At 72.8% G+C, this 21,812-nt stretch carries 19 protein-coding genes; 9 read left to right on the top strand and 10 right to left on the bottom strand.

All coding sequences use genetic code 11. The features are described 5' to 3' along the window. Positions 1-4: 4 nt before the first annotated feature. Together ACQPXD_RS31300 and ACQPXD_RS31295 are read right to left on the bottom strand one after the other, a co-directional pair. Positions 5-1,324, bottom strand: a complete 1,320-nt coding sequence (locus ACQPXD_RS31300; protein WP_432824918.1) for a HAMP domain-containing protein — start codon at positions 1,322-1,324, stop codon at positions 5-7. Further along, positions 1,321-2,028, bottom strand: coding sequence for a response regulator transcription factor (locus ACQPXD_RS31295; RefSeq protein WP_432824917.1), 708 nt, complete (start codon positions 2,026-2,028; stop codon positions 1,321-1,323). Before ACQPXD_RS31295 ends, ACQPXD_RS31300 begins: the two co-directional genes overlap by 4 nt. A 63-nt stretch (positions 2,029-2,091) precedes the next feature. Between ACQPXD_RS31295 and ACQPXD_RS31290 the strand changes: the two genes are divergently transcribed. The 3 genes from ACQPXD_RS31290 to ACQPXD_RS31280 all read left to right on the top strand — a co-directional run bounded on the left by ACQPXD_RS31290 (position 2,092) and on the right by ACQPXD_RS31280 (position 5,292). Continuing rightward, positions 2,092-2,682 (top strand): hypothetical protein, encoded by a 591-nt coding sequence (locus ACQPXD_RS31290; protein WP_432824916.1) that lies wholly within the window; start codon positions 2,092-2,094, stop codon positions 2,680-2,682. Positions 2,683-2,804: 122 nt separating this feature from the next. Continuing rightward, complete coding sequence (locus ACQPXD_RS31285; RefSeq protein WP_432824915.1) at positions 2,805-3,578, top strand: hypothetical protein; 774 nt, start codon at positions 2,805-2,807, stop codon at positions 3,576-3,578. A gap of 94 nt (positions 3,579-3,672) precedes the next feature. Continuing rightward, positions 3,673-5,292 (top strand): cellulase family glycosylhydrolase, encoded by a 1,620-nt coding sequence (locus ACQPXD_RS31280; RefSeq protein ID WP_432824914.1) that lies wholly within the window; start codon positions 3,673-3,675, stop codon positions 5,290-5,292. A gap of 451 nt (positions 5,293-5,743) precedes the next feature. Here the strand turns inward: ACQPXD_RS31280 and ACQPXD_RS31275 are convergent, their stop codons facing one another. The 4 genes from ACQPXD_RS31275 to ACQPXD_RS31260 all read right to left on the bottom strand — a co-directional run bounded on the left by ACQPXD_RS31275 (position 5,744) and on the right by ACQPXD_RS31260 (position 12,336). Beyond that, complete coding sequence (locus tag ACQPXD_RS31275; protein WP_432824913.1) at positions 5,744-8,491, bottom strand: discoidin domain-containing protein; 2,748 nt, start codon at positions 8,489-8,491, stop codon at positions 5,744-5,746. A 136-nt stretch (positions 8,492-8,627) separates the two neighbouring features. After that, entirely contained in the window at positions 8,628-9,926 is a 1,299-nt protein-coding gene (locus ACQPXD_RS31270; RefSeq protein ID WP_432824912.1) for a ThuA domain-containing protein, read from the bottom strand. A gap of 451 nt (positions 9,927-10,377) precedes the next feature. After that, complete coding sequence (locus tag ACQPXD_RS31265) at positions 10,378-10,542, bottom strand: hypothetical protein (protein WP_432824911.1); 165 nt, start codon at positions 10,540-10,542, stop codon at positions 10,378-10,380. Between the two features lie 768 nt (positions 10,543-11,310). Beyond that, positions 11,311-12,336, bottom strand: coding sequence for a LacI family DNA-binding transcriptional regulator (locus ACQPXD_RS31260; RefSeq protein WP_432824910.1), 1,026 nt, complete (start codon positions 12,334-12,336; stop codon positions 11,311-11,313). Positions 12,337-12,498: 162 nt separating this feature from the next. On the opposite strand from ACQPXD_RS31260, the gene ACQPXD_RS31255 reads away from it, so the two are divergent. From ACQPXD_RS31255 to ACQPXD_RS31245, 3 genes are read left to right on the top strand one after another with little or no spacing between them, the layout of a single operon-like run. After that, the gene (locus ACQPXD_RS31255) at positions 12,499-13,578 is read left to right on the top strand and encodes a substrate-binding domain-containing protein (protein WP_432824909.1); all 1,080 of its coding nucleotides are present in this window, start codon (positions 12,499-12,501) and stop codon (positions 13,576-13,578) included. Further along, the gene (locus tag ACQPXD_RS31250; RefSeq protein ID WP_432824908.1) at positions 13,575-14,591 is read left to right on the top strand and encodes an ABC transporter permease; all 1,017 of its coding nucleotides are present in this window, start codon (positions 13,575-13,577) and stop codon (positions 14,589-14,591) included. The genes ACQPXD_RS31255 and ACQPXD_RS31250 overlap by 4 nt, the downstream gene beginning before the upstream one ends. Further along, on the top strand, positions 14,588-15,379 hold the full coding sequence (locus ACQPXD_RS31245) for an ATP-binding cassette domain-containing protein (protein ID WP_432824907.1): 792 nt from the start codon (positions 14,588-14,590) through the stop codon (positions 15,377-15,379). Before ACQPXD_RS31250 ends, ACQPXD_RS31245 begins: the two co-directional genes overlap by 4 nt. A gap of 1,000 nt (positions 15,380-16,379) precedes the next feature. Here ACQPXD_RS31245 and ACQPXD_RS31240 read toward each other — a convergent pair. Next, positions 16,380-16,841, bottom strand: coding sequence for a hypothetical protein (locus ACQPXD_RS31240; protein WP_432824906.1), 462 nt, complete (start codon positions 16,839-16,841; stop codon positions 16,380-16,382). Positions 16,842-16,998: 157 nt separating this feature from the next. Here ACQPXD_RS31240 and ACQPXD_RS31235 point away from each other — a divergent pair, with 157 nt between their 5' ends. Continuing rightward, a complete protein-coding gene (locus ACQPXD_RS31235; RefSeq protein WP_432824905.1) occupies positions 16,999-18,096 on the top strand; it encodes a serine hydrolase domain-containing protein in 1,098 nt (365 codons plus the stop codon). Between the two features lie 141 nt (positions 18,097-18,237). Here ACQPXD_RS31235 and ACQPXD_RS31230 read toward each other — a convergent pair whose 3' ends face one another. Further along, complete coding sequence (locus tag ACQPXD_RS31230) at positions 18,238-18,822, bottom strand: DinB family protein (RefSeq protein WP_432824904.1); 585 nt, start codon at positions 18,820-18,822, stop codon at positions 18,238-18,240. A 169-nt stretch (positions 18,823-18,991) separates the two neighbouring features. On the opposite strand from ACQPXD_RS31230, the gene ACQPXD_RS31225 reads away from it, so the two are divergent. Both ACQPXD_RS31225 and ACQPXD_RS31220 read left to right on the top strand, forming a co-directional pair. Then, positions 18,992-19,345: a histone-like nucleoid-structuring protein Lsr2 gene (locus ACQPXD_RS31225; RefSeq protein WP_432824903.1), complete on the top strand. Its 354-nt coding sequence runs from the start codon at positions 18,992-18,994 to the stop codon at positions 19,343-19,345. A 178-nt stretch (positions 19,346-19,523) separates the two neighbouring features. Next, positions 19,524-20,564: a glycosyltransferase gene (locus ACQPXD_RS31220; protein WP_432824902.1), complete on the top strand. Its 1,041-nt coding sequence runs from the start codon at positions 19,524-19,526 to the stop codon at positions 20,562-20,564. Here ACQPXD_RS31220 and ACQPXD_RS31215 read toward each other — a convergent pair. Continuing rightward, entirely contained in the window at positions 20,561-20,968 is a 408-nt protein-coding gene (locus ACQPXD_RS31215; RefSeq protein WP_432824901.1) for a VOC family protein, read from the bottom strand. The two genes, ACQPXD_RS31220 and ACQPXD_RS31215, sit on opposite strands and share 4 nt — an antisense overlap. Continuing rightward, the gene (locus tag ACQPXD_RS31210) at positions 20,958-21,803 is read right to left on the bottom strand and encodes a helix-turn-helix domain-containing protein (protein ID WP_432824900.1); all 846 of its coding nucleotides are present in this window, start codon (positions 21,801-21,803) and stop codon (positions 20,958-20,960) included. The genes ACQPXD_RS31215 and ACQPXD_RS31210 overlap by 11 nt, the downstream gene beginning before the upstream one ends. Positions 21,804-21,812: the final 9 nt, after the last annotated feature.

The following is a 21,812-nucleotide window of genomic DNA, read 5'->3' as shown; positions in this document are numbered from 1 at the left end:
CGCGTCACCGCACGATCTTGCGGGCCGGGCGGGGCGCGGGCACCTCGGGTGCGAAGGCGTCCAGCTCGATCGCGATCCGGGCGCCGTGCAGCGGGCCGCGCTCGATGAACAGGCGGCCGCCGGCGGTCTCGGCGACCCGGCGGACGATGTCCAGGCCCAGGCCGGTGGAGCCGGCGCCGCTCGAGCCGCGGCGCAGGGCGCGGTCCGGGTCGGCGATGCCGGGGCCGGCGTCGTCGACGAACAGGCCGCGGGCCGAGACGTGCACCTCGAAGGCGGTGCCCTCGCTGGTGTGCTGGAAGACGTTGCCCAGCAGGCAGTCCACGGCCGAGATCAGGTCCGACTCCGACACCGGCAGGTAGACGGGCTCGTGGCCGCCGGTGACCCGCCACGGCCGGTTCTGGTCCTCGGCCAGCACCGACCAGAACGCCAGGCGGTCGGCGACGACCTCGACCAGGTCGGTGGTCTCCGGCTGACGGTCCGCGGCCGAGCGGCGGGCGGCGGTGATGATCTGCTCGATCTCGTCGTCGAGGGCGTCGAACGCCTGCCGCATCCGCTCGCCGATCGGGCCCGGCGGCATCGCGTCGGCGTCGAGGCGCAGCGCGGTGAGCGGGGTGCGCAGCCGGTGCGACAGGTCGGCGGCCAGCTCCCGCTCGGCGTCGGCGAACGCGACCATCTGATCGGCCATCCGGTTGAAGCTGCGGGCGGCGTCGCGCAGCTCGGGCGGGCCCTCCGGCTCGACCCGGGCGTGCAGGTCACCGTCGCCGAACGCGCGAGCACCGTCGGCGAGCTTGCGGGTGGCCCGCACGATCTGCGCGCCGAGCCGGTCGGCGACCAGCGTGGAGCCCGCGACCAGCAGCACCGCGAGGCCGGCCAGGGCGAGCCAGGCCGCGTCGACGCCCTGGCTGAGGTCGGCGTCGGAGACGTACACCTCCACCACGGCCGTGCGGTCGCCGTCGAGCACGACGGTCTGCAGGTAGGCGACGCCGCCGGGCGCGTCGGTGGTCAGCGAACGGCGCTGGCGGGCGGCCCGGTCCACGTCGGACGGCACCGCATGGCTCGTGCCGATGGTCGGCTCTCCCACCAGGTGTACCGCGAGCCGGCCGGTCTGCCCGGCCGGGACGGTCGCGACGGCGCGGTCCAGCGACCCCGAGCCGTTGCCGGGCGCGGAGGCGAGCGCGGCGACCATCGCGTCGGCCTGGTACCGCGCCTCGGCCAGGGCCCGGTCGTGGGCGATCTGCTTGGTGACGTACGCCAGCGGCACGAGGAACGCCAGCGCGATCATCGACGTGATCGCGAACGACAGGCGCATCAGGGCCGTTCTCATTGCTGCGCCTGCGCCGGGTCGACGAGCATCACCCCGACCCCGCGGAAGGTGCGCAGATACCGCGGGGCGGTGGCGCTCTCGCCGAGCTTGCGCCGCAGCCACGACACGTGCACGTCGATCGTCTGGTCCTCGCCCGAGCTGTCCGGGCGCTGCCACACCTCGGTCAGCAGCTCCCGGCGGCTGACCACCCGGCCGGAGCGCTGCGCGAGGTACGCCAGCAGATCGAACTCCTTCTTCGTCAGCTGCAGCGGCCGGCCCTCCAGCGACGCCGCCCGCTGCTGCGGGTTGACGTGCAGCCCACCGACGGTCACCCCGGCCGGCGGCGCGGCCGGGCCGGGCGCGGCCTGCCCGCGGCGCAGCACCGCATTGATCCGCGCCGACATCTGGGCGCTGGAGAACGGCTTGGTGACGTAGTCGTCGGCGCCCGCGTCGAGCAGCCGGATGATGTCGCGCTCGGAGCGGCGCGCGGTCGCCACGATGACCGGGGCGTTGGAGATGCCGCGCAGCATGCGCAGCACGTCGAGGCCGTCCATGTCGGGCAGGCCCAGGTCGAGGATGACCAGGTCCGGCGGGTCGGTGGCGATGACGCGCAGCGCCGAGCCGGCGTTGCCGACCGGGCGCACGACGTGCCCGGCATCGGTCAGCGCCCGGGACAGAGCGCCGGAGACGGCGATGTCGTCCTCGACGAGCAGGATGAGCGGCATGGCGAACACGCTAGCGTGACCCGGCCCGGCCGGCGGTGCGGGCCCACATGAGAGGATCGATGTATGCGGGTTGGACGCGACGCACTGCCGCTGGCGGTGTGGTGCCTGGCCACCGCGGCGAGTATCGCGGTGGCATCGCTGGCGCTGCGGCCGGTGCTGCGCACCGCCGTGCCGTCCGACTCCGTGCCGCTCGCCGCGACCGACGACCGGGACAACCGGGCGGTCGTCACGCAGACCCTGCCGCCACCGCCGGTCGACATCTCGTCGGCGGCCGGGCGGACCAGCGCCGCCGGCGCGACGACCCGGCCCCCGTCGAGCGCCCCCGCCGCGCCGCGGACCAGCGCCGCGCAGACCAGCACGGCGCCGCCCCGGGTCGTGGACGGCTGGTCGGTGTCGACCGGCCAGGACGGCGTGGACGTGTATCTCAAGTCGTTCCGCTCCGACGGCGGCGACGCCGTGGTCCGCATCCGGGCCGGCGTCGTCTCGCTCGTCACCGCGACGCCCCGCGACGGCTACTCGGTGTCGCAGGGGCAGACCGAGCCCAGCCGCCTCGTCGTGCAGTTCGTCGCGGCGAACGGCAGCGCGGCGTATCTGGTCGACTGCATGTGGTGGCAGAACGCCCCGCACGGCGAGGTGACCCGCGTCGGCGGCTGAGCCGTTGTGCAGAGCAGCCTTATATCGGCCTTAAAAGCGTTATTCGCGGGTCTCGAAAATCATCGGAACAACTTAATGCGCAGCTAATAGAACTCCCAGCCGCCTGGAATTACGTTCACACGGTGAGCAGCGCGACCCCGGGTGGCGACGAGCACATCAACGGCGCGAGCGTGGCCCTGCAGGCCCTCGCGACGGACGACGGCACCCCGCCGGCCGTGGACGAACCGGCCCCGGTGACGCCGCCGGCGGCCGAGGCACCGCGGCCGCCGGCGGATCCGCCGGTCGACGACGCCGCGCCGGTCGGCGAGGAGGTGCTGCGCCGAGACCTCTGGCGCCGCCTGCTGGGCGTGGCCGTGGTGCTGGTCGCCGCGCTCGCCGTGGTCGTGCTCTGGGCCCGGCCCGCGCACGAGCCCGCCGGGCCGCCGCTCGTGTCGCCGCCCGACGGCGGGCTGATGAGCGTCTCGCTCAACCCGACCGACCTGGCGTACCTGCAGCTGATGATCTCGCTGGACAACAGCGCGCTGCCGCTGTTCGACGCGATGCGGGACATGCCGGCGCTGCAGGCCGTGGCCGCGAGCGCCGCCGACGGCCACAAGGGCGAGCTCGTCGCGTTGCGCGCGGCGCTGTCCGCCGGCGGGGCGCTCGAGGACCCGTCCCTGCACGCCGGGCACGACCTGCCCGGCATCGTGCTCGACGCCGACCTCGCCGCGATCCGCGACGCCCCCGCCGACCAGCGCCCGGCCAAGGCGGTCGCGCTGCTGCGCGAGCACCTGACCGCGGCCGTGTCGCTGTCCACGTCCGAGGGCCAGAACGGATTCGACCCGGCGACCAAGGCCGCCGCGGCGCAGATCCGCGACGCGCACACCGAGCTGCTGGCGGCCCTGCCGACCGTGTAAGTTTCGCCGGGGGTACCGCCCTGAGCTGGGCATTTACCGTTGTGGATCGACAGGCACTGGGTCGTACCACATCCGGCTCCTAAAACAACTCTCCATGAGGAGACTCTGGGCCGCCGTCGCGGCCAGCAGCATGGCCCTGGCCGGCGCCGTCGCCGTCATCGGGCTGAACAGCCAGGCGGTCGCTGCCGTCGGCGGCACCGGAACCGGCTATCTGAGCACCCAGGGCGCGCAGCTGGTGGACGCCACCGGCGCCAGGGTGCGCTTGACCGGCCTCAACTGGTTCGGCATGGAGACCGACAACAAGACCTTCCACGGGCTGTGGGCCCGGCCCTGGCGCGACCACATCGACCAGATGGCGAGCCTGGGTTACAACACGATCCGGGTGCCGTACTCCGACGACGCCCTCAAGCCGGGCGCGCAGGCCAACAGCGTCGACGGGTACAGCAACCCGGACCTGCAGGGCCTCACGCCGCTGCAGATCCTGGACAAGGTCGTGGACTACGCCGGCGGCAAGGGCATGCGCATCCTGCTCGACCGGCACCGCCCGACCGCCGCCGGGCAGAGCGCGCTGTGGTACGTCTCGGCCACCCCGGAGTCGACGTGGATCAGCAACTGGCAGATGCTGGCCCGCCACTACGCGAACAACCCGGCCGTCATCGGCGCCGACCTGCACAACGAGCCGCACGCCGACGGCACCGACCCGAACGGCACCGGCGCCTGCTGGGGCTGCGGCGACACGGCCCGCGACTGGCGCCTGGCCGCCGAACGCGCCGGCAACGCGATCCTGGACGCCAACCCGAACTGGCTCATCGTCGTCGAGGGCGTGAGCTGCCCCAGCGGCGGCAACGCCAACGCCTGGGACAACATCCCCGACGAGCCGTGCGGCTGGTGGGGCGGCAACCTGTCGAAGGCCGGCCAGTTCCCGGTGCGGCTCAACAAGCCCAACAAGCTCGTGTACTCCGCGCACGAGTACGCCAACTCCGTCTACCACCAGACCTGGTTCGACGACCCGAGCTTCCCCGACAACCTCCCCGGCATCTGGGACCAGTTCTGGGGCTACCTGCAGCGGCAGAACATCGCCCCGGTCCTCGTCGGCGAGTTCGGCAGCACCCTGCAGAACCCGCAGGACGTGCAGTGGCTGCAGAAGCTGATGGCCTATATGGGCACCGGCGTCACGGGCATGAACTTCACCTACTGGTCGTGGAACCCCAACTCCGGCGACACCGGCGGCATCGTCGGCGACGACTGGAAGACGGTCAACCAGCAGAAGCAGTCGATCCTGCAGCCGTACCTCATCCCGCCGGTCGGCGGCGGCACCGGCCCGACCTCCACCCCGCCCACCTCGCCGTCGGGCTCGGTCTCCCCGTCGGCCTCGCGGTCCCCGTCGACGCCGCCCCCGTCCGGCGGCTGCACCGCCACCGTGAAGATTGACAACGCGTGGCAGGGCGGCTACCAGGCGAGCATCACCGTCAAGAACAGCGGAACCACCACACTCAACCCGTGGACCGCTACTTGGACGGTCCCGTCGGGCGTGACGCTGAGCAGCGGCTGGAACGCCACCGTGACCCAGTCCGGCACGACCATCACCGCGCAGGCGCCGAGCTGGGCACCGTCCCTGGCCCCGGGCGCATCGACGACGATCGGCTACACCGCCAACGGCCCGTCGAGCCCGGCCCCCTCGGGCGTCAAGCTGAACGGCTCGACCTGCGCGTAATTGGGGGGGAACCGGCCCGGGGAGGGGCATCGGCCCCTCCCCGAGCCGCCCACCCCACCCCGTTCCGTTCAGCGCCGTCCCGCCCACCGGGACGCCGCGCCGTAAGTCTCCGTGATCATGCAGGACCCGCCGTCGACACCAGGCGTTTTTCATGATCGTGGAGCGTTTATGTACCTATAGGTACGATATGTCTCCGCGATCATGGCAAACCGGTGGTGTCGGACGATCGCGTGCATGATCACGGAGACTTTCGTCGTCCGCACCGGCCTTCTCGGAGCAGGCCGACTCGGCCGCGTCATTCGGGCCGCGCCATTCGGGCCGCGCTGTTTGGGCTGCGCTGCTCGGGCAACGCGAGCAGTGGCGGCGTCGCGGCGGCGATGGTGGGGCGGGTGGTGCGGGCGGATGGTCTCGGGCGACGGTGTGAGCGGGTGGCAGGTGGGCCCGCGGGGGCTCAGGTTCGGTACAGCTCCAGCGACGACAGCTGGCCCGCCGGCCAGACCGTGTTGGAGCTGAAGACCAGCCGCACATACCGCCACTGGCCGCCCGGCAGCGGGACCGTCACGCGCTGGCCGGACGACTGTGCGAACGTGTAGGACGCGGGGCCGGCCAGCGATGTGTATGTCCGGTTGTCGCCGCTGGCCTGGAACTCGATGGTCTGCGTGCGGGTTGGCCACGCCGACGACGGCGGCAGGCGCAGGACCGCCCGGCGCAGGTCCGCCGCGGTGCCCAGGTCGACCTGCACCCACTGCGGGAACGCCTTGTTGCGGCTCTCCCAGTAGGTCGTCGGGTCGCCGTCGGTGATGTTGGCCGAGCCGTAGACGTCGTTGTGGCTGCTCTCGCTCGTGCTCCGGCCGGCCGCCAGGTTGACGCCGTCGCCGAGGCTGAGCTGGGTCTGGCTCGGGGTCGCGCTCGTCGCGGCCGGGCCGATCGGCGGGCCGGCCGGTGCGCTGGCCGAGCCGCCGCCGGATCGGCTCGCCGACTGGGCACCGGATGCCGAGGAACGTGCGCGGGCCGGGCTCGAGGACCGCCTCGGTGCCGAGGCGTCGCCGGACGCGCCGGGTGCGGCCGGTGCCACGCCCGGCTCATACCTCGGCTGCTCGGACGTGCTGCTGCTCAGGCCGCCGCCCCGGCCCGGCCACGCCGCCGCGACGCCCACCCCGATCAGCAGCAGGACCAGCACGGCCGCGGCGATCAGCAGCGGGCGGCGCCGGGCAGCGGTGCGCCCGGCGGACTCGGTCGCGGCCGGCGTGCCGGCCAGGGGCAGCAGCTCGGCCGGCAGGAACGGCTTTGCCGCACCACCGCCGACGGTCCCCGCCGCCGATGGCCGCGCGCCGATGGCCGTGCCGCCGATGGCGCGACCGGCGATGGCCGTGCTGGCGATGGCCGCGCCGCCGATAGCCGCGCTGGCCATGGCCCCACCGGCGGTGGCCGCGCCGGCGGTGGCCGAGGCGGCGGTGGCTGAGGCGGTCATGGCTGAGGCGGTCATGGCTGAGGCGGCGGCCGGGATGCCGGCGGCCGGCTCGGCGCCGGTCACCGCGTCGACGTCGACCGTCGCGACGGTGGAGCCTGCGCTGGTGTCGACGGGGGCATCGATCGGGACGCCGGGGTGGCGCTCGGCGAGTTCCTTGGCCGCGGCGAGGCCCCACGGTGTGGCGTTGCCGGCGACGGAGATCTCGACCGCGGCCGGAATGTCCGGGAGCAGCGCGGTGAACAGCGCCGACAGGACCGGCCACAGCAGGTCGTTGATGTCGAGGCCCGGGGTGCCCACCACGACGCTGTAGCACCCGTGCCGCCCGGTCGCATCCGCGCCCACGAGCCCGCGAAGGCCCGTGTTTGCCGCCAGGGTGTCGTTGGCGTTGGCGGCGGCCGGTGCGGCCGGGTCTGTGGTGGCGGTGGTGTGGTGGGCGGCGGGCTGGGTGGTGGTTGCCGGGGTGTCGCTGGCGTCGGCGGGGACCGGTGCGGCTGGGTCTGTGGTGGCGGTGGTGTGGTGGGCGGCCGGCTCGGTGGTCGTTGGAGACGGCGTGGACGTGCCGGCGGCGGGCTCGGGTGTGGTGTGGGGGCGGCGGGTGGTGGACAGGTCGAGGCTCAGCTCGACGACGACCGGTGGGCGCTGGGCCGGCACCTCGGCGCGGCCCCGGGCCGGGCGTGGTGGGCCGGATGGCTCCGCGTGGATGCCGCGGCCGGAGAGGTGGACCAGCCAGCCGAGGTCCATCGCATAGGTGGCGGCGTCGACGGCGCGCAGGGACGGCTGTGGCGGGGAAGAGGCGAGCACCTCCTCCTGGCCGCCGGGCAGCAGGCGCAGCAGCCAGGCCGGCTCGGCCCAGGCCGGGCGGCCGGCGGCGTCCAGCGCGTAGACGGCGATCTCGCCGGACGGGGTGTGCAGCGGCACGCCGTTGACCAGGCGGATCGGCTCGCCCAGCGCCTGGGCGGCGGCCGCGGTCACCGCCCGGCCGGCGCCCTGGCCGGGGGCGAGCGGCACCACGTCGACCGTGGGACGCACCGCGGGCGGCAGCGCCCGCAGCGCCGCGGCCAGCTCGTCGCCGGTCAGGGATGGGCCGATCAGCAGGCGCGGACGGTCCGGGTCGACGGCCACCGCGCTGGCCAGGTCGGCGGTGATCGGCGCGTGACCGGCCGGCGGTCGCGGATGGCCGGGGTCCGCAGTGGTCGCCGTGGCCGGGTTGGCGGCTGTCGGTTCGATCCCGGGCAGGGGCGGACGGCCGGGATCCGCGCTCGGCACTTCTGGTGAGTCGCCGGCGGGCAGGAGCCAGCCGCACGGCACGGGGCGCGCGGCGACCGGCCACGGCGTTTGCTCGGGGATCAGGGGTTGCCACGCCGGGGCGGGCCAGCGCGGGCCGGCGGCGACGCGGCGGCCGCCCGGCGTGTGCCGCCACCAGGTGCCGCCGGGGGTGAACAGCATGCCTTCGGGCGTGGCGACGACCGGACCGCCGGGCCGCAGCACGGGCCGGGCGGCCGTGCCGGCCAGCTCCGCCGCGACCTCGTCGGCCGCGCCGAGCAGGAGCAGGCCCTCGGGTGGGGGATCGGCCAGCACGGGGCCGGCGAGGTCGGTCCCCGGTGGTAGCGAGGGCGAGACCACCATCGCCAGCCAGCCCGGAGGCGCCGGCACCGTCGTGGTCGTGTCGCCGATCAGCAGGCAGCGGCCCAGCCGGCGGGCGGGCGGTGCGGTCTGCTGATCGGTCACCCCGGCACCCTACCGCGCACCACCGACACTTCCGGGCGCTCGTGGCGGGGGTATCGACGGTCGGTGACGTGTGTTCAACGCACCGTCGATGAGCGGTCCCGGGGGCGCCGAAGCGGACCCCGGGACCGGTAAACTGTCAGGCGGCCTGGGCCAGCCGGAACGACTGCGCGCCGGTGCCGTTGCAGGAGTACTGCACGAGTTGCACACTGTCCGCTGTGGACGCTCCGGGCGTGTCGAGGCACTTGCCGGAGGCGCGGTTGACGAAGTGGTAGTAGCCGCCGCCCTCCGAGACCGGGAGCCACTGCTGGTTCGTACCACTGCTGTAAGACCATAGCTGGATCGGCGCGTTGTCGGCCGTGGACCGGTTGGTCACATCCAGCGACTCGGCCGGGTTGTTACGGTTGTCGATGCGCACGTAGCCGTCGCTGGTGGGCTGGAAACGGTACTGCTGCGCGGTCGTGTTGTTGCAGGTGTACTGCTGGATCGCCGTGCCGTTGGCGGTGCCGGCGGCCCGCGCGTCCACGCACTTGGCGCTGTTCTTGTTGACGACGCCGTACCAGTTGCCGGGCGGGATCGGGCCGTTCGAGGCGGTCGGGGACGGCGACGCGGGCGTGGTGGTCGGCGGCGTGGTGCTCTGGCCGGCGAGCCACTGCAGGCCCTGGATGATCCAGCGGTTCTGGTTCGCGCTCTCGAAGGTCGACGAGGTACGTGTGTTGGTGCTGTAGTTCATGCCGTTGTGGCCGAAGTTGGCGTACAGCATCTTGTAGTTGCGGTTGGTCCACAGGATCGGGTAGTAGCCGCTGTACCACGACTGGTTGGGATCGGTACCCACCGGGAAACTACTCGGATCGACCGAGGCCAGGATGTCGATGTTGGAGTTCTGGCGCAGGTCGTTGCTCCAGGAGTACCACTCGGAAACGGCGGAGGTGAAGGTGGCCGGGAGGCCGGCCGTGGACGGGTGATTGCGGTCCTCGACCTTCAGCGTGATCCTGGTCGGCTCCCACGTGTTGGTCACGAACGCGCCCGAGCCCAGGAAGGTGTTGTAGTACCAACTCCAGGAGCCGGGGTTGTCGGTCCACGCGCTGACGTGGAAGCCCATCCACGCGCCGCCATTCTGCATGTACTGCTGGAACGCGGCGCGCTGCGCGGTCGGCGGCGCGTCGTCCAGGAACATGATCACCTTGTACTGCGCCAGGTTGCCGGTGTTGAGCCGGCTCCAGTCCGTCGTCGCCTCCCACGTGAAGCCGTTCTGGGCGCCCTGCTGCGGGAACCAGTCCTTGGCCTCCTTGTCGAAGTCGATGTGGGCGGCGTCCCAGGTGCCGTTGTAGAAGGCGAGCACCTTGAACGGGGTGGCGGCGAGGGCGGGCCGGATCGCGAGGCCCACCCCCACCACCGTCAACAGGGCAAGCGCTGCCAGCGCCAGCTTTCTGCGCACGGTTGGGGGTTCCTTCGGGTAGGCGGGAGGGGATGGGCGGATCCGCTCCGTCGCATCATCGGGCATCGATGACGCACGGCACAAGGTAAACAACCCTAATAGTTAAAGTAAGTCGCCAATTAACGCCCGACGGCCCGGCTCTCCGCCCGATTTACCGGATATTTCATGACTCGGGCCGCGTCACATGCAGACCGTTCCTCCCGCGAGACACCGCACCGGGCCTGCCCTGAACGGGCGCCCCGGCGCTGCCAGCCCCGCGGTGCCAAGAACAAACCCCGCAGGCCCGCGTCTACGGTGCCAAGAACAAACCCCGCAGGGCCGCGTCCGCGGAGCCCGGGCCAAGCCCACCGGAACCTGACGCGGGCAAGCGCGGACAGCGGTGGGTCTGGCAGCGAAGGTCACGTCCGCCGGCGTGGCGTATGAGGCCAGCGCCTGATCGTGCTAGTTGATGTCAGCCGGCGGCCGGCGCGGGCTGGGCGTCGGTGGCCATCGGCGGGGCGCAAGCGATCATCGACGCCAGACCCGGGTCGGCGCGGCCGACCGGTGCGAATGTCGCACCCGTCGGGCGCAACCGCCGATCCGCGCGGCCGAGCCGGACGTATGTCTCCGTGATCATGATGCCCGCGGTGACCGCACACCGGGTTTGCCATGATCCCGGAGACTTGTGGTACACAGGGGTACATCAACACTCCGCGATCATGAAAACCCTTGGTGTCGATGCGCTGGTGCACATGATCACGGAGACTTCCGGCCCCTGCGCCGGGCCCCGCAGCCTGCAGCCGCCCGACGCGTGGGACGTGATCGCCGATCGTGCCCGCCCCGGGGCGTTGGGACGAGCGGGCGGACGTGGCCGCAGCGAAGCGCGGCCACGTGGCCACACAGCGGCCTTACATTTCGTGACTCGGGCCGCGTCACATGCAGACCGTTCCTCCCGCGAGACACCGCACCGGGCCTGCCCTGAACGGGCGCCCCGGCGCTGCCAGCCCCGCGGTGCCAAGAACAAAGCCCGCAGGCCCGCGTCCGCGGCGCCAAGAACAAACCCCCGAGGACCCGCGTCCGCGGTGCCAAGAACAAACCCCCGAGGACCCGCGTCCGCGGTGCCGAGAACAAAGCCCCGCGGGCCCGCGTCCGCGGAGCCTGGGCCAACTCCCCCGGAACCTGACGCGGGCAAGCGCGGACAGCGAGCGGTCTGGCAGCGAAGCGCGGCCAGTGGCCGCGCAGCGGCCATGGGGGGTCCGGGGTGGGAATCCCCCGGCAGCGCTGCGACGGAGTCGCCGCCAGGCTAGGAAACAGCCAGTGGCCGCGCAGCGGCCATGGGGGGTCCGGGGTGGGAACCCCCCGGCGCGCTGCGACGGAGTCGCCGCCAGGCTAGGAAACAGCCAGGCTAGGAAACAGCCTGCGGGCCGCGGATCTCGCCAGAGCCGCGGGGGATGAGCCGGGTGGCGACCACGTGCGTCGCCGGCTCCCAGGACTCGCCGTCCAGGCGGCGGAACACCAGTTCGGCCGCGAGCCGGCCCATCGCCGCCGGGTCCTGGGCGACCACCGTGACGGCGGGCTGCAGCAGGTCGGCCAGCGGGAAGTCGTCGAAGCCCACGAGGGCGACCGCGGTGTGCCGGCCGCGGCGGCGCAGCGCCCGCAGTGCGCCCAGGGTGACCAGGTTCTGCGCGCTGAAGCAGGCGGTCGGCGGGTCGTCGGCGTCGAGCATGCGCAGCACCGCCGCCTCGGCTTCCTCCGCGGTGTGCAGGTCGTGGGCGACGTGTGCGGTACCCAGGCGGATTCCGTGCTCGACCAAGGCCTCCCGGTAGCCGGTGAAACGCTGCCGGGCGGTGGCGATCGAGCGCAGGTCGCCCAGGTAGGCGATGTCGCGGTGCCCGTGTGCGACGAGGTGGTGCACGGCGGCCGCGGCGCCGGCCTCGTTGTCGGCGAGGACCGCGTCGGCGTGCAGGCCCACCGGCGGGCGGTCCACGAACACCACGGGCGTGCCGGGCGTCAGCTCGCGGGTGAGGTACGCCTGGTTCTCCCCGGCCGGCACCATGACGAGCGCGTCGGCCTGCCGCCGGGCGAACTCGCGGACCAGGGCCTGCTCGCGCTGCGGGTCCTCCTCGACGCTGCCGGCGAAGATGAGCACGCCGCGCTCCCGCGCCACGTCCTCCATGGCCCGGTGCAGCACCGAGGAGAACGGGTTCGCGATGTCCTCGAGCAGGGCGGCGATGGCGGCGGTGCGCCCGCCCGAACGGCGCAGGCGGCTGGCGGTGATGTTCGGGCGGTACCCCAGCTGCTCGATCGCCCGCCGGACCCGGCCCTCCTTGGCCGCGCTGACCCCGCTCTCCTCGTTGACCACGCGTGAGACGGTCTTCGGGCTGACCCCGGCCAGCTGGGCGACATCGCGGAGAGTCGGTCGGGCGTCCACGGTCGCACAACGTACCGCACGCCTGCCGGACTGACAACGTTGTCATCGTGGCGTGCGTGTTTCTCAATCGTTACATAGGATCTTGGAACTGCTCTTATTGACAACCATGACGTGGCCAATCGAAAGTGTCCTGACAACGTTGTCAATCCCGGAGGAGCGGACATGGGAAAGCACACAGCCCGGCGGGCCGCCACCCTGCTCGCCGCCGCGACCCTCGCCGTCCTGCCCGTCGCCGCGTGCGGTGACGACGACAAGGGCGGCGGCGGTGGCGGGAGCGTGTCCGTCGCGCTCATCACCAAGAATTCGACCAACCCGTTCTTCGTCACCATGCAGGACGGCGCCCGCCAGGCCGCCGCGGCCGAGGGCGTCAAGCTCACCGTCGCCGCGGGCAAGGCCGACGGCGACGAGGCCGGCCAGGTGCAGGCCATCGAGGACGCGATCGCCCGCGGCGACGCCGGCATCCTCATCACGCCCAACGGGCCCGGCGTGAACCCCGCCATCAAGAAGGCCCGCGACGCCGGGCTCTACGTCATCGCCCTCGACACCCCGCCCGACCCGGCGTCCACCGTGGACATCACGTTCGCCACCGACAACTTCAAGGCCGGCGAGCTGATCGGGAAGTGGACCGCCGCGTCGCTGAACGGCAAGCAGGCCACGATCGCCATGCTCGACCTGTTCAACGACAAGATCGTGTCCGTCGACTACAACCGCGACCAGGGCTTCCTGTCCGGCATGGGGATCGACCCCAAGGACAAGAAGCGCAACGGCGACGAGGAGAAGACCGGCAAGTACTCCGGCGGGTCGTACTCCATCGTCTGCAACGAGCCGACCAACGGCGCCGAGGACGGCGGCCGCACCGCCATGGAGCGCTGCCTGACCAAGAACCCGGCGATCAACGTCGTCTACACCATCAACGAGCCCGCCGCCGTCGGGGCTCAGCAGGCCCTCAAGGCCGCGAACGTCCAGGGCGCCATCGTCGTGTCGATTGACGGCGGGTGCGACGGCGTGAAGCAGGTCAAGGACGGGCTCATCAATGCCACTTCCCAGCAGTACCCTCTGAAAATGGCGGAACTCGGCGTCAAGGCCATCAAGGCGATCGCGACCGGCGGCCAGAAGCCGCAGGTGACCCAGGGCCTGGACTTCTACGACACCGGCGTCGCCCTGGTGACCGACAAGGCCGTCAGCGGCGTCGACTCCATCGACACGACCAAGGGTACGGAGCTGTGCTGGGGCAAGAAGTGACCGCAAGCACCGCGGCCGAGCAGTTCGCGCTGCGCCGGCAGTCGCCCCTGCAGCGGGTCCAGCACCTGCTGCACGGGTACCCGGCGATCAGCCCGTTCCTGGTGCTCGTCGCCTCGGTGATCGTGTTCTCCGCGATCAACCCGCGCTTCGCCTCGCCCAACTCCCTGTCGCTGGTCCTGCAGCAGGTCGCCGTCATCGGCGCCCTCGCCGTGGGCCAGACCCTGGTGATCCTCACCGCGGGCATCGACCTGTCCGTCGGCGCGATCACGATCCTGGCGATGATGCTCTCGGCGAAGCTGGCCGAGGGCAACGGGATCCCGGGCGTCCTGGCCGTGGTCATCGGCATCGCCGTCGGGATCGTGGCCGGGCTGTGCAACGGCACCCTGGTCACCCGGCTCGGGCTGCCGCCGTTCATCGTCACGCTGGGCACGCTGTCGGTCTTCACCGCCATCGGCCTGCTGTACTCCAAGGGCCAGAGCGTGCAGCAGGTCGACCTGCCCGCGTTCGTCAACTGGACCGGGGAGACGTTCAACGTCGGCCGCTTCCACATCACGGTGGGCGTGGTGCTGGTCGCCGTGCTGTATGTCGCCGTCGGCTTCGCGCTGGCCAACACCGCGTGGGGCCGGCACGTCTACGCCGTCGGCGACGACAAGGAAGCGGCCCGGCTGGCGGGCATCCGGGTCGACCGGGTCCTGCTCAGCGTCTACACCCTGGCCGGCGCCATCTACGGCCTGACCGCGTGGATCCTCATCGGCCGGGCCGGCGCCGCCAGCCCCAACGCGATCGTCGACGCCAACCTGGAGAGCATCACCGCCGTCGTCATCGGCGGCACGAGCCTCTTCGGCGGCCGCGGCGCCGTGCTCGGCACCCTCCTGGGCGCACTCATCGTCGGCGCCTTCCGCAGCGGCCTGTCCCTGGCCGGCGTGGACGACCAGTACCGTGTCCTCGCCGTCGGCCTGCTGGTCCTCGCCGCGGTCGCGGTCGACCAGTGGATCCGGAAGGTGCGCGCATGACGGCCGCGGATTCGGCGACGCCCGTGCTGTCGGCCCGCGGCCTGGTCAAGACCTTCGGCCGCGTGGTCGGCATCGACGGCGTCGACATCGACCTCTATCCGGGGGAGGTCCTCGCCGTCATCGGCGACAACGGCGCCGGCAAGTCCACGCTCATCAAGTGTCTCACCGGCGCCCTGGTGCCGGACGCCGGTGAGATCCTGCTCGACGGCCGCCCGGTGCACTTCCGCCGCCCGCAGGACGCCCGCGACGCCGGCATCGAGACGGTGTACCAGAGCCTGGCCGTCGCCCCGGCCCTGGACATCGCCGGCAATCTGTACCTGGGCCGGGAACGCCGGCGCCCCGGCTTCCTCGGCTCGGTCCTGCGCATGCTGGACAAGAAAGGCATGCGCGCCGACGCCGCCAAGGCCCTCGCGGACCTGGGTATCGGCACCCTGCAGAACATGGCCCAGCCGGTCGAGACCCTCTCCGGCGGCCAGCGGCAGGCGGTCTCGGTGGCCCGCGCGGCCGCCTTCGGCAGCAAGGTGATCGTCCTGGACGAGCCGACGGCCGCCCTCGGCGTCCGCGAGTCGAACCAGGTGCTGAAGATGATCGGCGAGGTCCGCGCCCGCGGCCTGCCGGTCATCCTGATCAGCCACAACATGCCGCACGTGTTCGAGGTGGCGGACCGGATCCACGTGCAGCGGCTCGGCCGCGGCGCGGGCGTCATCACCCCGAAGTCCCACACCATGTCGGAGGCGGTGGCCATCATGACCGGCGCGACAACCTTGGCCGAGACCCCGGGCCACTGACCGCTCCGCTGTGCACGCCTTTGCACGACCGCGCGCGGGCAGCGACGTCCGCGCGCGGCGCCGGCATCGGACAGCACGACGAGAACTCTCCGCGATCATGTCCTCGCCGCCGCTCGCACCGCGGGTTTTTGATGATCGCGGAAGGTTAATGTACCCATAGGTACCTTATGGCTCCGCGATCATGAGAAACGCGCCGAACGCCGGCGGGAGCCGCATGATCGCGGAGAGATTCGGCTGCATTCGGCCGCCCGGCCACGGCCGGTGCGTCACGTCGTAGGCCGGCGAATACGGTTTGTCGGATTTATCCGCCACTTCGTGACGGATAAATCCGACATTTCGGTTATGCGAGGTTGTGCGGACCCCGTGGGCCGCAGGGGAAGGCGGGCGGGGTCGCGTCCGCGCTGGGCGTCGATGGCCGCCGGTCGGGGCGCGGCGATCATCGGCGCCGCCCCCGGGACGGTGCGGGCGGTGCGGGCGGTGCGGGCGGTGCGGGCGGCGCGGCGGTGCGGGCGGCGCGGCGGTGCGGGCGGCGCGGCGGTGCGGGCGGCGCGGATGTCGCACCCGTCGGGCGCACCATTCGATCTGCGCGGGGTGGGGGCGGCTGTATGTCTCCGTGATCATGATGCGGATGCGTGCAGTGGCCGCCTCGTCCGCCCGCCCCGGGGCGGCGCGGCGGTGCGCACGGTGCGGATGTCGCACCCGCCGGACGCACCATTCGATTCGCGCGGACGAATGTCTCCGTGATCATGATGCTCGCAGTGGCCGCACCGCGGGTTTGCCATGATCCCGGAGACTTGTGGTACACGGGGGTACATCAGCGCTCCGTGATCATGAAAAACTGTTGGTGTCGGTGCCGGGTTGTGCATGATCGCGGAGACTTCCGGTCGGTGCGCTGTGCTCTGCGGCGTGCAGCGCCCGGCGTGTGGGGCGTGATCGCCGACCGCGCCGCGCCGGGCCGAGCCAGCCGACGGGGGAGAGGCCGAGACGGGCGCGGCGGGGGTCAGGCGTTGACGTCCAGGAGGTCGCCGCTGTTCAGGACCGAGCGGAGCTGGTCCAGGTCGTAGCCGCGGCTCCGCAGCTTCTTCACCAGGTCCGCGGCGCTGAGGCTCGTCAGCTGGCCGGCGTCCGTGTCCAGCGCCGCGCTCAGCCGCTCCAGGCCCGCCCGGCGACCGGGCGATCCCTTCCGGTCGGCGATCTTCTCGGCCAGTTCGTCGTCCGAGAGGCCGGACGGGTTGGCCGGCGCGTTGCTCGGCCGGCCCGCCTTGATGGCGGCGATCAGGTCGTCGTGCGAGACGCCCTGTGCCGAGGCCACGTCGCTGAGGCTCTTGCCGTCGCGCAGCTGGCGCTTCAGCTCGCCGGTGGACAGGCTCAGCGCCCTAGCCACCGTGGCGAGCGGATCCTTGCGGTCGTAGGCCGCGCCGTACGCGCCCGAAATGGCGCTGACACCGCTGATCGAGGTCACGTCCTGCTCCGTCCGTGGTCGTGGCTGCCGTGGTCGGGCCTGAGTTCGGCCGGGGGCCCGCGCGGCGGAGGCTTTGCCAGGCTATTGCCAGGATTCGCGGGGCTGTGCCATCCGGCCGGGCGATGGCCGGGTGCCGAACGGGGGTACGTTGGGTGCCGTGCTGGAGTGGGCGGAGCGCGACACCGGCGACGTCGACCGCGCGGGGCTCGAGGCCGCCGCCCGCCTGGCCCGGGATCGGGGCGGGGCCGCCCAGCTGTGTGTGGTGCGCGACGGCGAGGTCGTGCTCGATCGGTGGTACGGCTGCGAGCCAACGTCGCTCTTCTGGATCTTCTCCACCAGTAAACCGTTCACGGCGCTGCTCGTGCACCGCCTCGCCGAGCGGGGCGCGCTCGGGCTCGACGACCCGCTCGCCGCGCACTGGCCGCGGTTCGGGGCGAACGGCAAGTCGGGCATCACCGTGCGCCACGTGCTGCAGCACCGCTCCGGCCTGCCCGTCGCGCGTTCGACGCTGCAGGACGCGCTCTCGATGACCGATTGGGCGGCATCGGTACGCGCCGTCGAACGCGCCCGCCCCCGGTTTCCGGCCGGCGAGGGCCCGGCGTACCAGTACGTCAGCTATGGCTTCCTCCTCGGCGAGCTGCTGCGCCGCGTCACCGGCGAGCCGATCGAGCGACTGCTGCGCACCGAGATCCTCGGCCCGCTGTCCATGCGCGACACCCACCTCGGCCTGCCGGACGAGCACTGGCCCCGGCACGTGCCGCTGCGCGGCCGCGGCCCGGGCCCTCGCGCCGTGCAGGCGTTCGTGAACCGCCGCGCCACCCGCCGTGCCGTCATCCCGGCCGCCGGCGTCTCCACGACCGCCCGCGACCTCGCCGTGCTGTACACCGCGCTCGTCCGCGGCGGCGAGCTCTCCGGCGCCCGGGTGCTCGCCGAGGCGTCGCTGGCCGTGGCCACCACCCCCACCAGCGACGGCACCATCGACGCCCGGATCGGCCTGCCGATCCGCTGGTCGCACGGCTTCCAGCTGGGCGGCCCGGGCCTGGACCCGGCCCGGCCGCGGCCGATGGGCCGCACGGGCAGCGAACGCGCCTTCGGCCACAACGGCAGCAACGTCTGCGTCGCCTGGGCGGACCCGACCCGGCGCCTGGCGGTGGCGTACCTGACCAATCTCGTCGAACCGGGCCACGGGGGCGCCGTTGCCCAGAACGCGATCAGCGAGGCGATCCTGGCCGCCTGCCCGCCGCTGCCGTCCTGACCCGCCGCGCCGCCGCCGGTCGCCTCGCCCGTTCGCCCGCACCCAGCCCCGGCACGACCTGGCCCGCCATCGGCGGCGGGGTGAGCCGCTGCGGCCGGAGCTCGAGCGGTGAGCCGGAGTCGTGCGGCGGTGGGCGGGCCGTCAGGGGCGCGCGGTGCGGCGCAGGGCGGCGTAAAGGTCGCGCATCAGGCCGATCTCGCCGCCGTGGTGCATCGTTTCACGGTTGATGTGGGCGATGAGTGCGGCCATCGGTTCGGCCGAGAAATAGGCGCCCTTGGGTCCCAGTGGGGTTCGCATCGAGGTGTCGTCGAGGTCGGCGATGTGATCGTGCCATTGCCGGTATGTGTCGTGCAGGAACGACACGCCGTCGGCGGCGGTGTGTGGCAGATCCGCGGGCACATGGCGCGGATCGAACATGTCGGCGTCGGGGTGCGCCGAGCCCGGCCCGGCGAAGAACGTGCTCGTCCGGGTTGCGAAACACCCTACGGCGATGTGCATCATGCGCCAGGCGATGGTGGTGAGCGGCGGGTGCCGCCGCCGGGTGGCCGGGCCGTCGGTGCGGAATAACCCGTCCGGCCCGGGCCGGATGCTCCAGCAGCCGGCCACCGGCGCCCAGAAGTATTCGTCGTCGGTGAGCCCATTCAGCCGCGGCCACAGGTGGTTGTCCCAGTAGAACTCGAGCTGGGCGACCAGCAGCCGGCCCCAGTCCAGCGGGGGTGTGCTCACCCCGGAGAGGGTAGCCTGAAGGAGGGCGGACCCGTAATTGAACCGACACGATCGGTGAAGAACTGTTTTCCGCCGCTATCTGGCGTGGATTGAATTTATTGGCGATACTGTTTCCACTGGCTTCGGTTTTTCGAAGGTACGTCCCAGCGCTCACGGGAGGCGGGCCGGCATGGCCAAGCGTGTCATTCAGGAACTGATCGACGATCTGGACGGCAAGCCGGCCGATGAGAGTGTGACGTTCGGCCTCGATGGCGTGCAGTATTCGATCGACCTGTCCAAGAAGAACGCGGAGAAACTGCGCGGGGCGCTCAAGCCCTACATTTCCGCCGGCACCAAGGTAGGCCGCAGCGCGACCGTTGGGGCCCGAACCGCCGCCGGCCGGGGACGCAGCACGACGCGCGGCGACCGCGACCAGAACCGGGCCATCCGGGAATGGGCACAAGGCGCCGGATTCCAGGTTTCCGACCGCGGCCGGATCAAGCAGGAGATTGTCGACCAGTATCACGCCGCCGCCGGCCGCTGACCGGCCGCGCGGCTCGCGGCCGGCCGGTCAGGCTCCGACCCCGGCCGCGTGGGGCCGCCCGCTTTTCGGCGCGACCGTCTCCAAACGGGCGGCCCGCCGAAGCGGCGGCGGGGGTCAGCGGCTGAACCGGCCCCGCGGGTTCCCTCAAGCGAGGGCGGCGCTGGCCGATCCGGCGGGGGTGAACCTTGTCGCGGTCCTCATCGTCCGGGACGAGGCGGCCAACCTCTCCGGCTGCCTCGCCGCCCTCGGCGGCGTCGTCGACGGCGTCCACGTCCACGACACCGGCTCGGTGGACGCCACCGTCGCCCTCGCCCGCTCGCTCGGCGCGACCGTCAGCGAAGGGGAGTGGCACGACGACTTCGCGGCCGCGCGCAACGCGGCCGTCGGCGCCGCCGGGCGCCCCGACTGGGTGCTGAGCGTCGACGCCGACGAGCGGGCCGTCGCGGCGCCGGAGCGGCTCCGCGATCTGCTGCGGGCGGCGCCGGCCGGCGCGTTCCTGGTGGAGATCGACAACCGGCACGACGAACTGCCCTACACCCACCGCACCCCGCGCCTGTTCCGCCCGGCCGCTATGCACTGGGAGGGCCGCGTCCACGAGCGCCTGACGCCCACCGCCGATCCCACCGCCGAGGCGCCCAGCGCCAAACCGTCCGCTGCCGAGCCGGCCGCGAAGCCGATGCCCCAATGGCCCGTGGTGCCGCGGGACGCGCTGCACCTGGTCCACCTCGGTTACGCGGACCCCGAAACCCGTCGGCGCAAGGCCGCCCGCAACGCCGGACTCGCCGAGGCCACCCTAAGCGAAATATCCGACAAATCCGAAATTGCCACCGCGCTGCTCGACCTGGGGCGCAGCTACGTCGGGGCCGGGCGCCGGCAGGCGGCGGTCGACGCGTTCGAGCGACTCCGTGAGCTGGCCCCCCGTACCAGACAATGGATCCTGGGCACCGACGCGCTGGCGCGGCTCCTGCTCGGCGCCGGCCACGACGAGGCCGTCGTCGTCCTCGCCCGGCAGCTGCGCGACGCGGGCGTCGACGGCGAGTACTGCGACTGGCTCGAGGCCCAAGCCCTGGCCCAGCTCGGCCACCCGGACACGGCCTGGCGCCTGCTGCGCGGCGTCCGCCGCGTGGTCGACCCCGCCGGCCGCAGCTACCCCCAGCACCACCTCGCCGAGCTCAAGCGCCTGCTCGGCGAGCTGGTCACCGCGGGCCGGGGAGCCTAGGCGACGGGCTCCCCGCGGTACGTGCCGAACGACCAGAGGTTGCCCTCGGGGTCCCGGGCGGCGAAGCCCCGCGAACCGTAGTCGGTCTCGTTCATCTCCTGGATGATCGTCGCGCCGGCCGCGGTCGCCCGGCGGTAGAGCGCGTCCGGAGCCGAGCACACCACGTAGCAGCCGAACCCGCCGGGCCGCAGCTGCCACGGCGAGCCGTCGTCGCGCACGCTGCCGAGCATGATGCCGCCGCCCTCCGGCCACGCCAGCTGGGCGTGCTCGACGACGTCGCCGTCGCCGTAGACGGCGATCTCCCGCAAGCCGAACGCGTCGACCAGGAAACGGATCAGGGCGCGGGCGTCGGTGGCCCGCAACGTCGGCCACACCTGCGGCGGCGGGGTCCTGTCATCGGTCATCCGCCGAGCCTGCCCCGGCCAGGTCCACCGGCGCTTGTACATTCCGGAACTCCTCGGCCCACCAGCGCGCCGGCGGCACTCCGGCCAGGGCGGAGAACTCGCGGGTGAGGTGGGCCTGGTCGTAGTAGCCGCACGCGACGGCCAGCTCCGCGAGGGGGTAGCGGCCGCCCGAGTCCTGCAGCCGGCGGCGCGCCCGGTCGAAGCGGGTCACCCGCGCGGCCACCTTCGGCGACAGGCCGATCTCGATGCCGAAGCGCCGGGAGAGGTACCGTGCGCTCCAACCGGTCTCACCGGCGAGCTCGGCCGGGCCGACCGTCCCGCCGGTCGCGCACAGCCGCCGCCACGCGAAGGTCACCTCCGGCGCGGGGGCGCACGCCGGGTCGGCCCGGCGGGTCAGCACCTCGTCCACGATGCGGAACCGCTCCGCCCAGCCAGTGGTCAGGCACACCCGCTCGCGCAGTTCGGCGGCGAGCGGGCCGAGCACGCACCCGGCGTCCAGGTCGCGGCCGGCCAGCTCGCCGGCGGGCAGCCCGAGCAGCGCCCGGGCGCCCAGCGGCGACAGCGCCACCTGGATGCCCGCCCCGCCGGCCGCGACGATCGCCGGGGTGGTGTGCAGGCCCCCGACCAGCGTCTCGTAGCTGCCGGCCGGCGCGGCCGGGTCCGGGTGCGCGGCGATGCGCAACGGCTCCCACAGCGTCACGATGAGGGTGAGGTACGGCGAGGGCAGCCCCCGATGCCGGCCCGGCGGCATGCCGCGCTGGTCGTAGCCGGTGTACCAGTCCGCATACGGCCGCACCGCCGGCGCGGGCCGCCACCGCAGGTGCTGCGCCGCCATGTCCCGATT

Source organism: Dactylosporangium sp. CA-092794 (genome assembly GCF_050948465.1).
Taxonomy (GTDB): domain Bacteria; phylum Actinomycetota; class Actinomycetes; order Mycobacteriales; family Micromonosporaceae; genus Dactylosporangium.
Note: the sequence above shows the minus strand (reverse complement) of the source record. Positions and strands in the feature narration are given on the sequence as shown.

Coding starts and splice junctions, on each gene's coding strand:
- ACQPXD_RS31300 (WP_432824918.1), bottom strand. CDS start 1,324: ATGAGAACGGCCCTGATGCGCCTGTCGTTCGCGATCACGTCGATGATC.
- ACQPXD_RS31295 (WP_432824917.1), bottom strand. CDS start 2,028: ATGCCGCTCATCCTGCTCGTCGAGGACGACATCGCCGTCTCCGGCGCT.
- ACQPXD_RS31290 (WP_432824916.1), top strand. CDS start 2,092: ATGCGGGTTGGACGCGACGCACTGCCGCTGGCGGTGTGGTGCCTGGCC.
- ACQPXD_RS31280 (WP_432824914.1), top strand. CDS start 3,673: ATGAGGAGACTCTGGGCCGCCGTCGCGGCCAGCAGCATGGCCCTGGCC.
- ACQPXD_RS31265 (WP_432824911.1), bottom strand. CDS start 10,542: ATGATCACGGAGACATACGTCCGGCTCGGCCGCGCGGATCGGCGGTTG.
- ACQPXD_RS31255 (WP_432824909.1), top strand. CDS start 12,499: ATGGGAAAGCACACAGCCCGGCGGGCCGCCACCCTGCTCGCCGCCGCG.
- ACQPXD_RS31245 (WP_432824907.1), top strand. CDS start 14,588: ATGACGGCCGCGGATTCGGCGACGCCCGTGCTGTCGGCCCGCGGCCTG.
- ACQPXD_RS31225 (WP_432824903.1), top strand. CDS start 18,992: ATGGCCAAGCGTGTCATTCAGGAACTGATCGACGATCTGGACGGCAAG.
- ACQPXD_RS31215 (WP_432824901.1), bottom strand. CDS start 20,968: ATGACCGATGACAGGACCCCGCCGCCGCAGGTGTGGCCGACGTTGCGG.
- ACQPXD_RS31210 (WP_432824900.1), bottom strand. CDS start 21,803: ATGGCGGCGCAGCACCTGCGGTGGCGGCCCGCGCCGGCGGTGCGGCCG.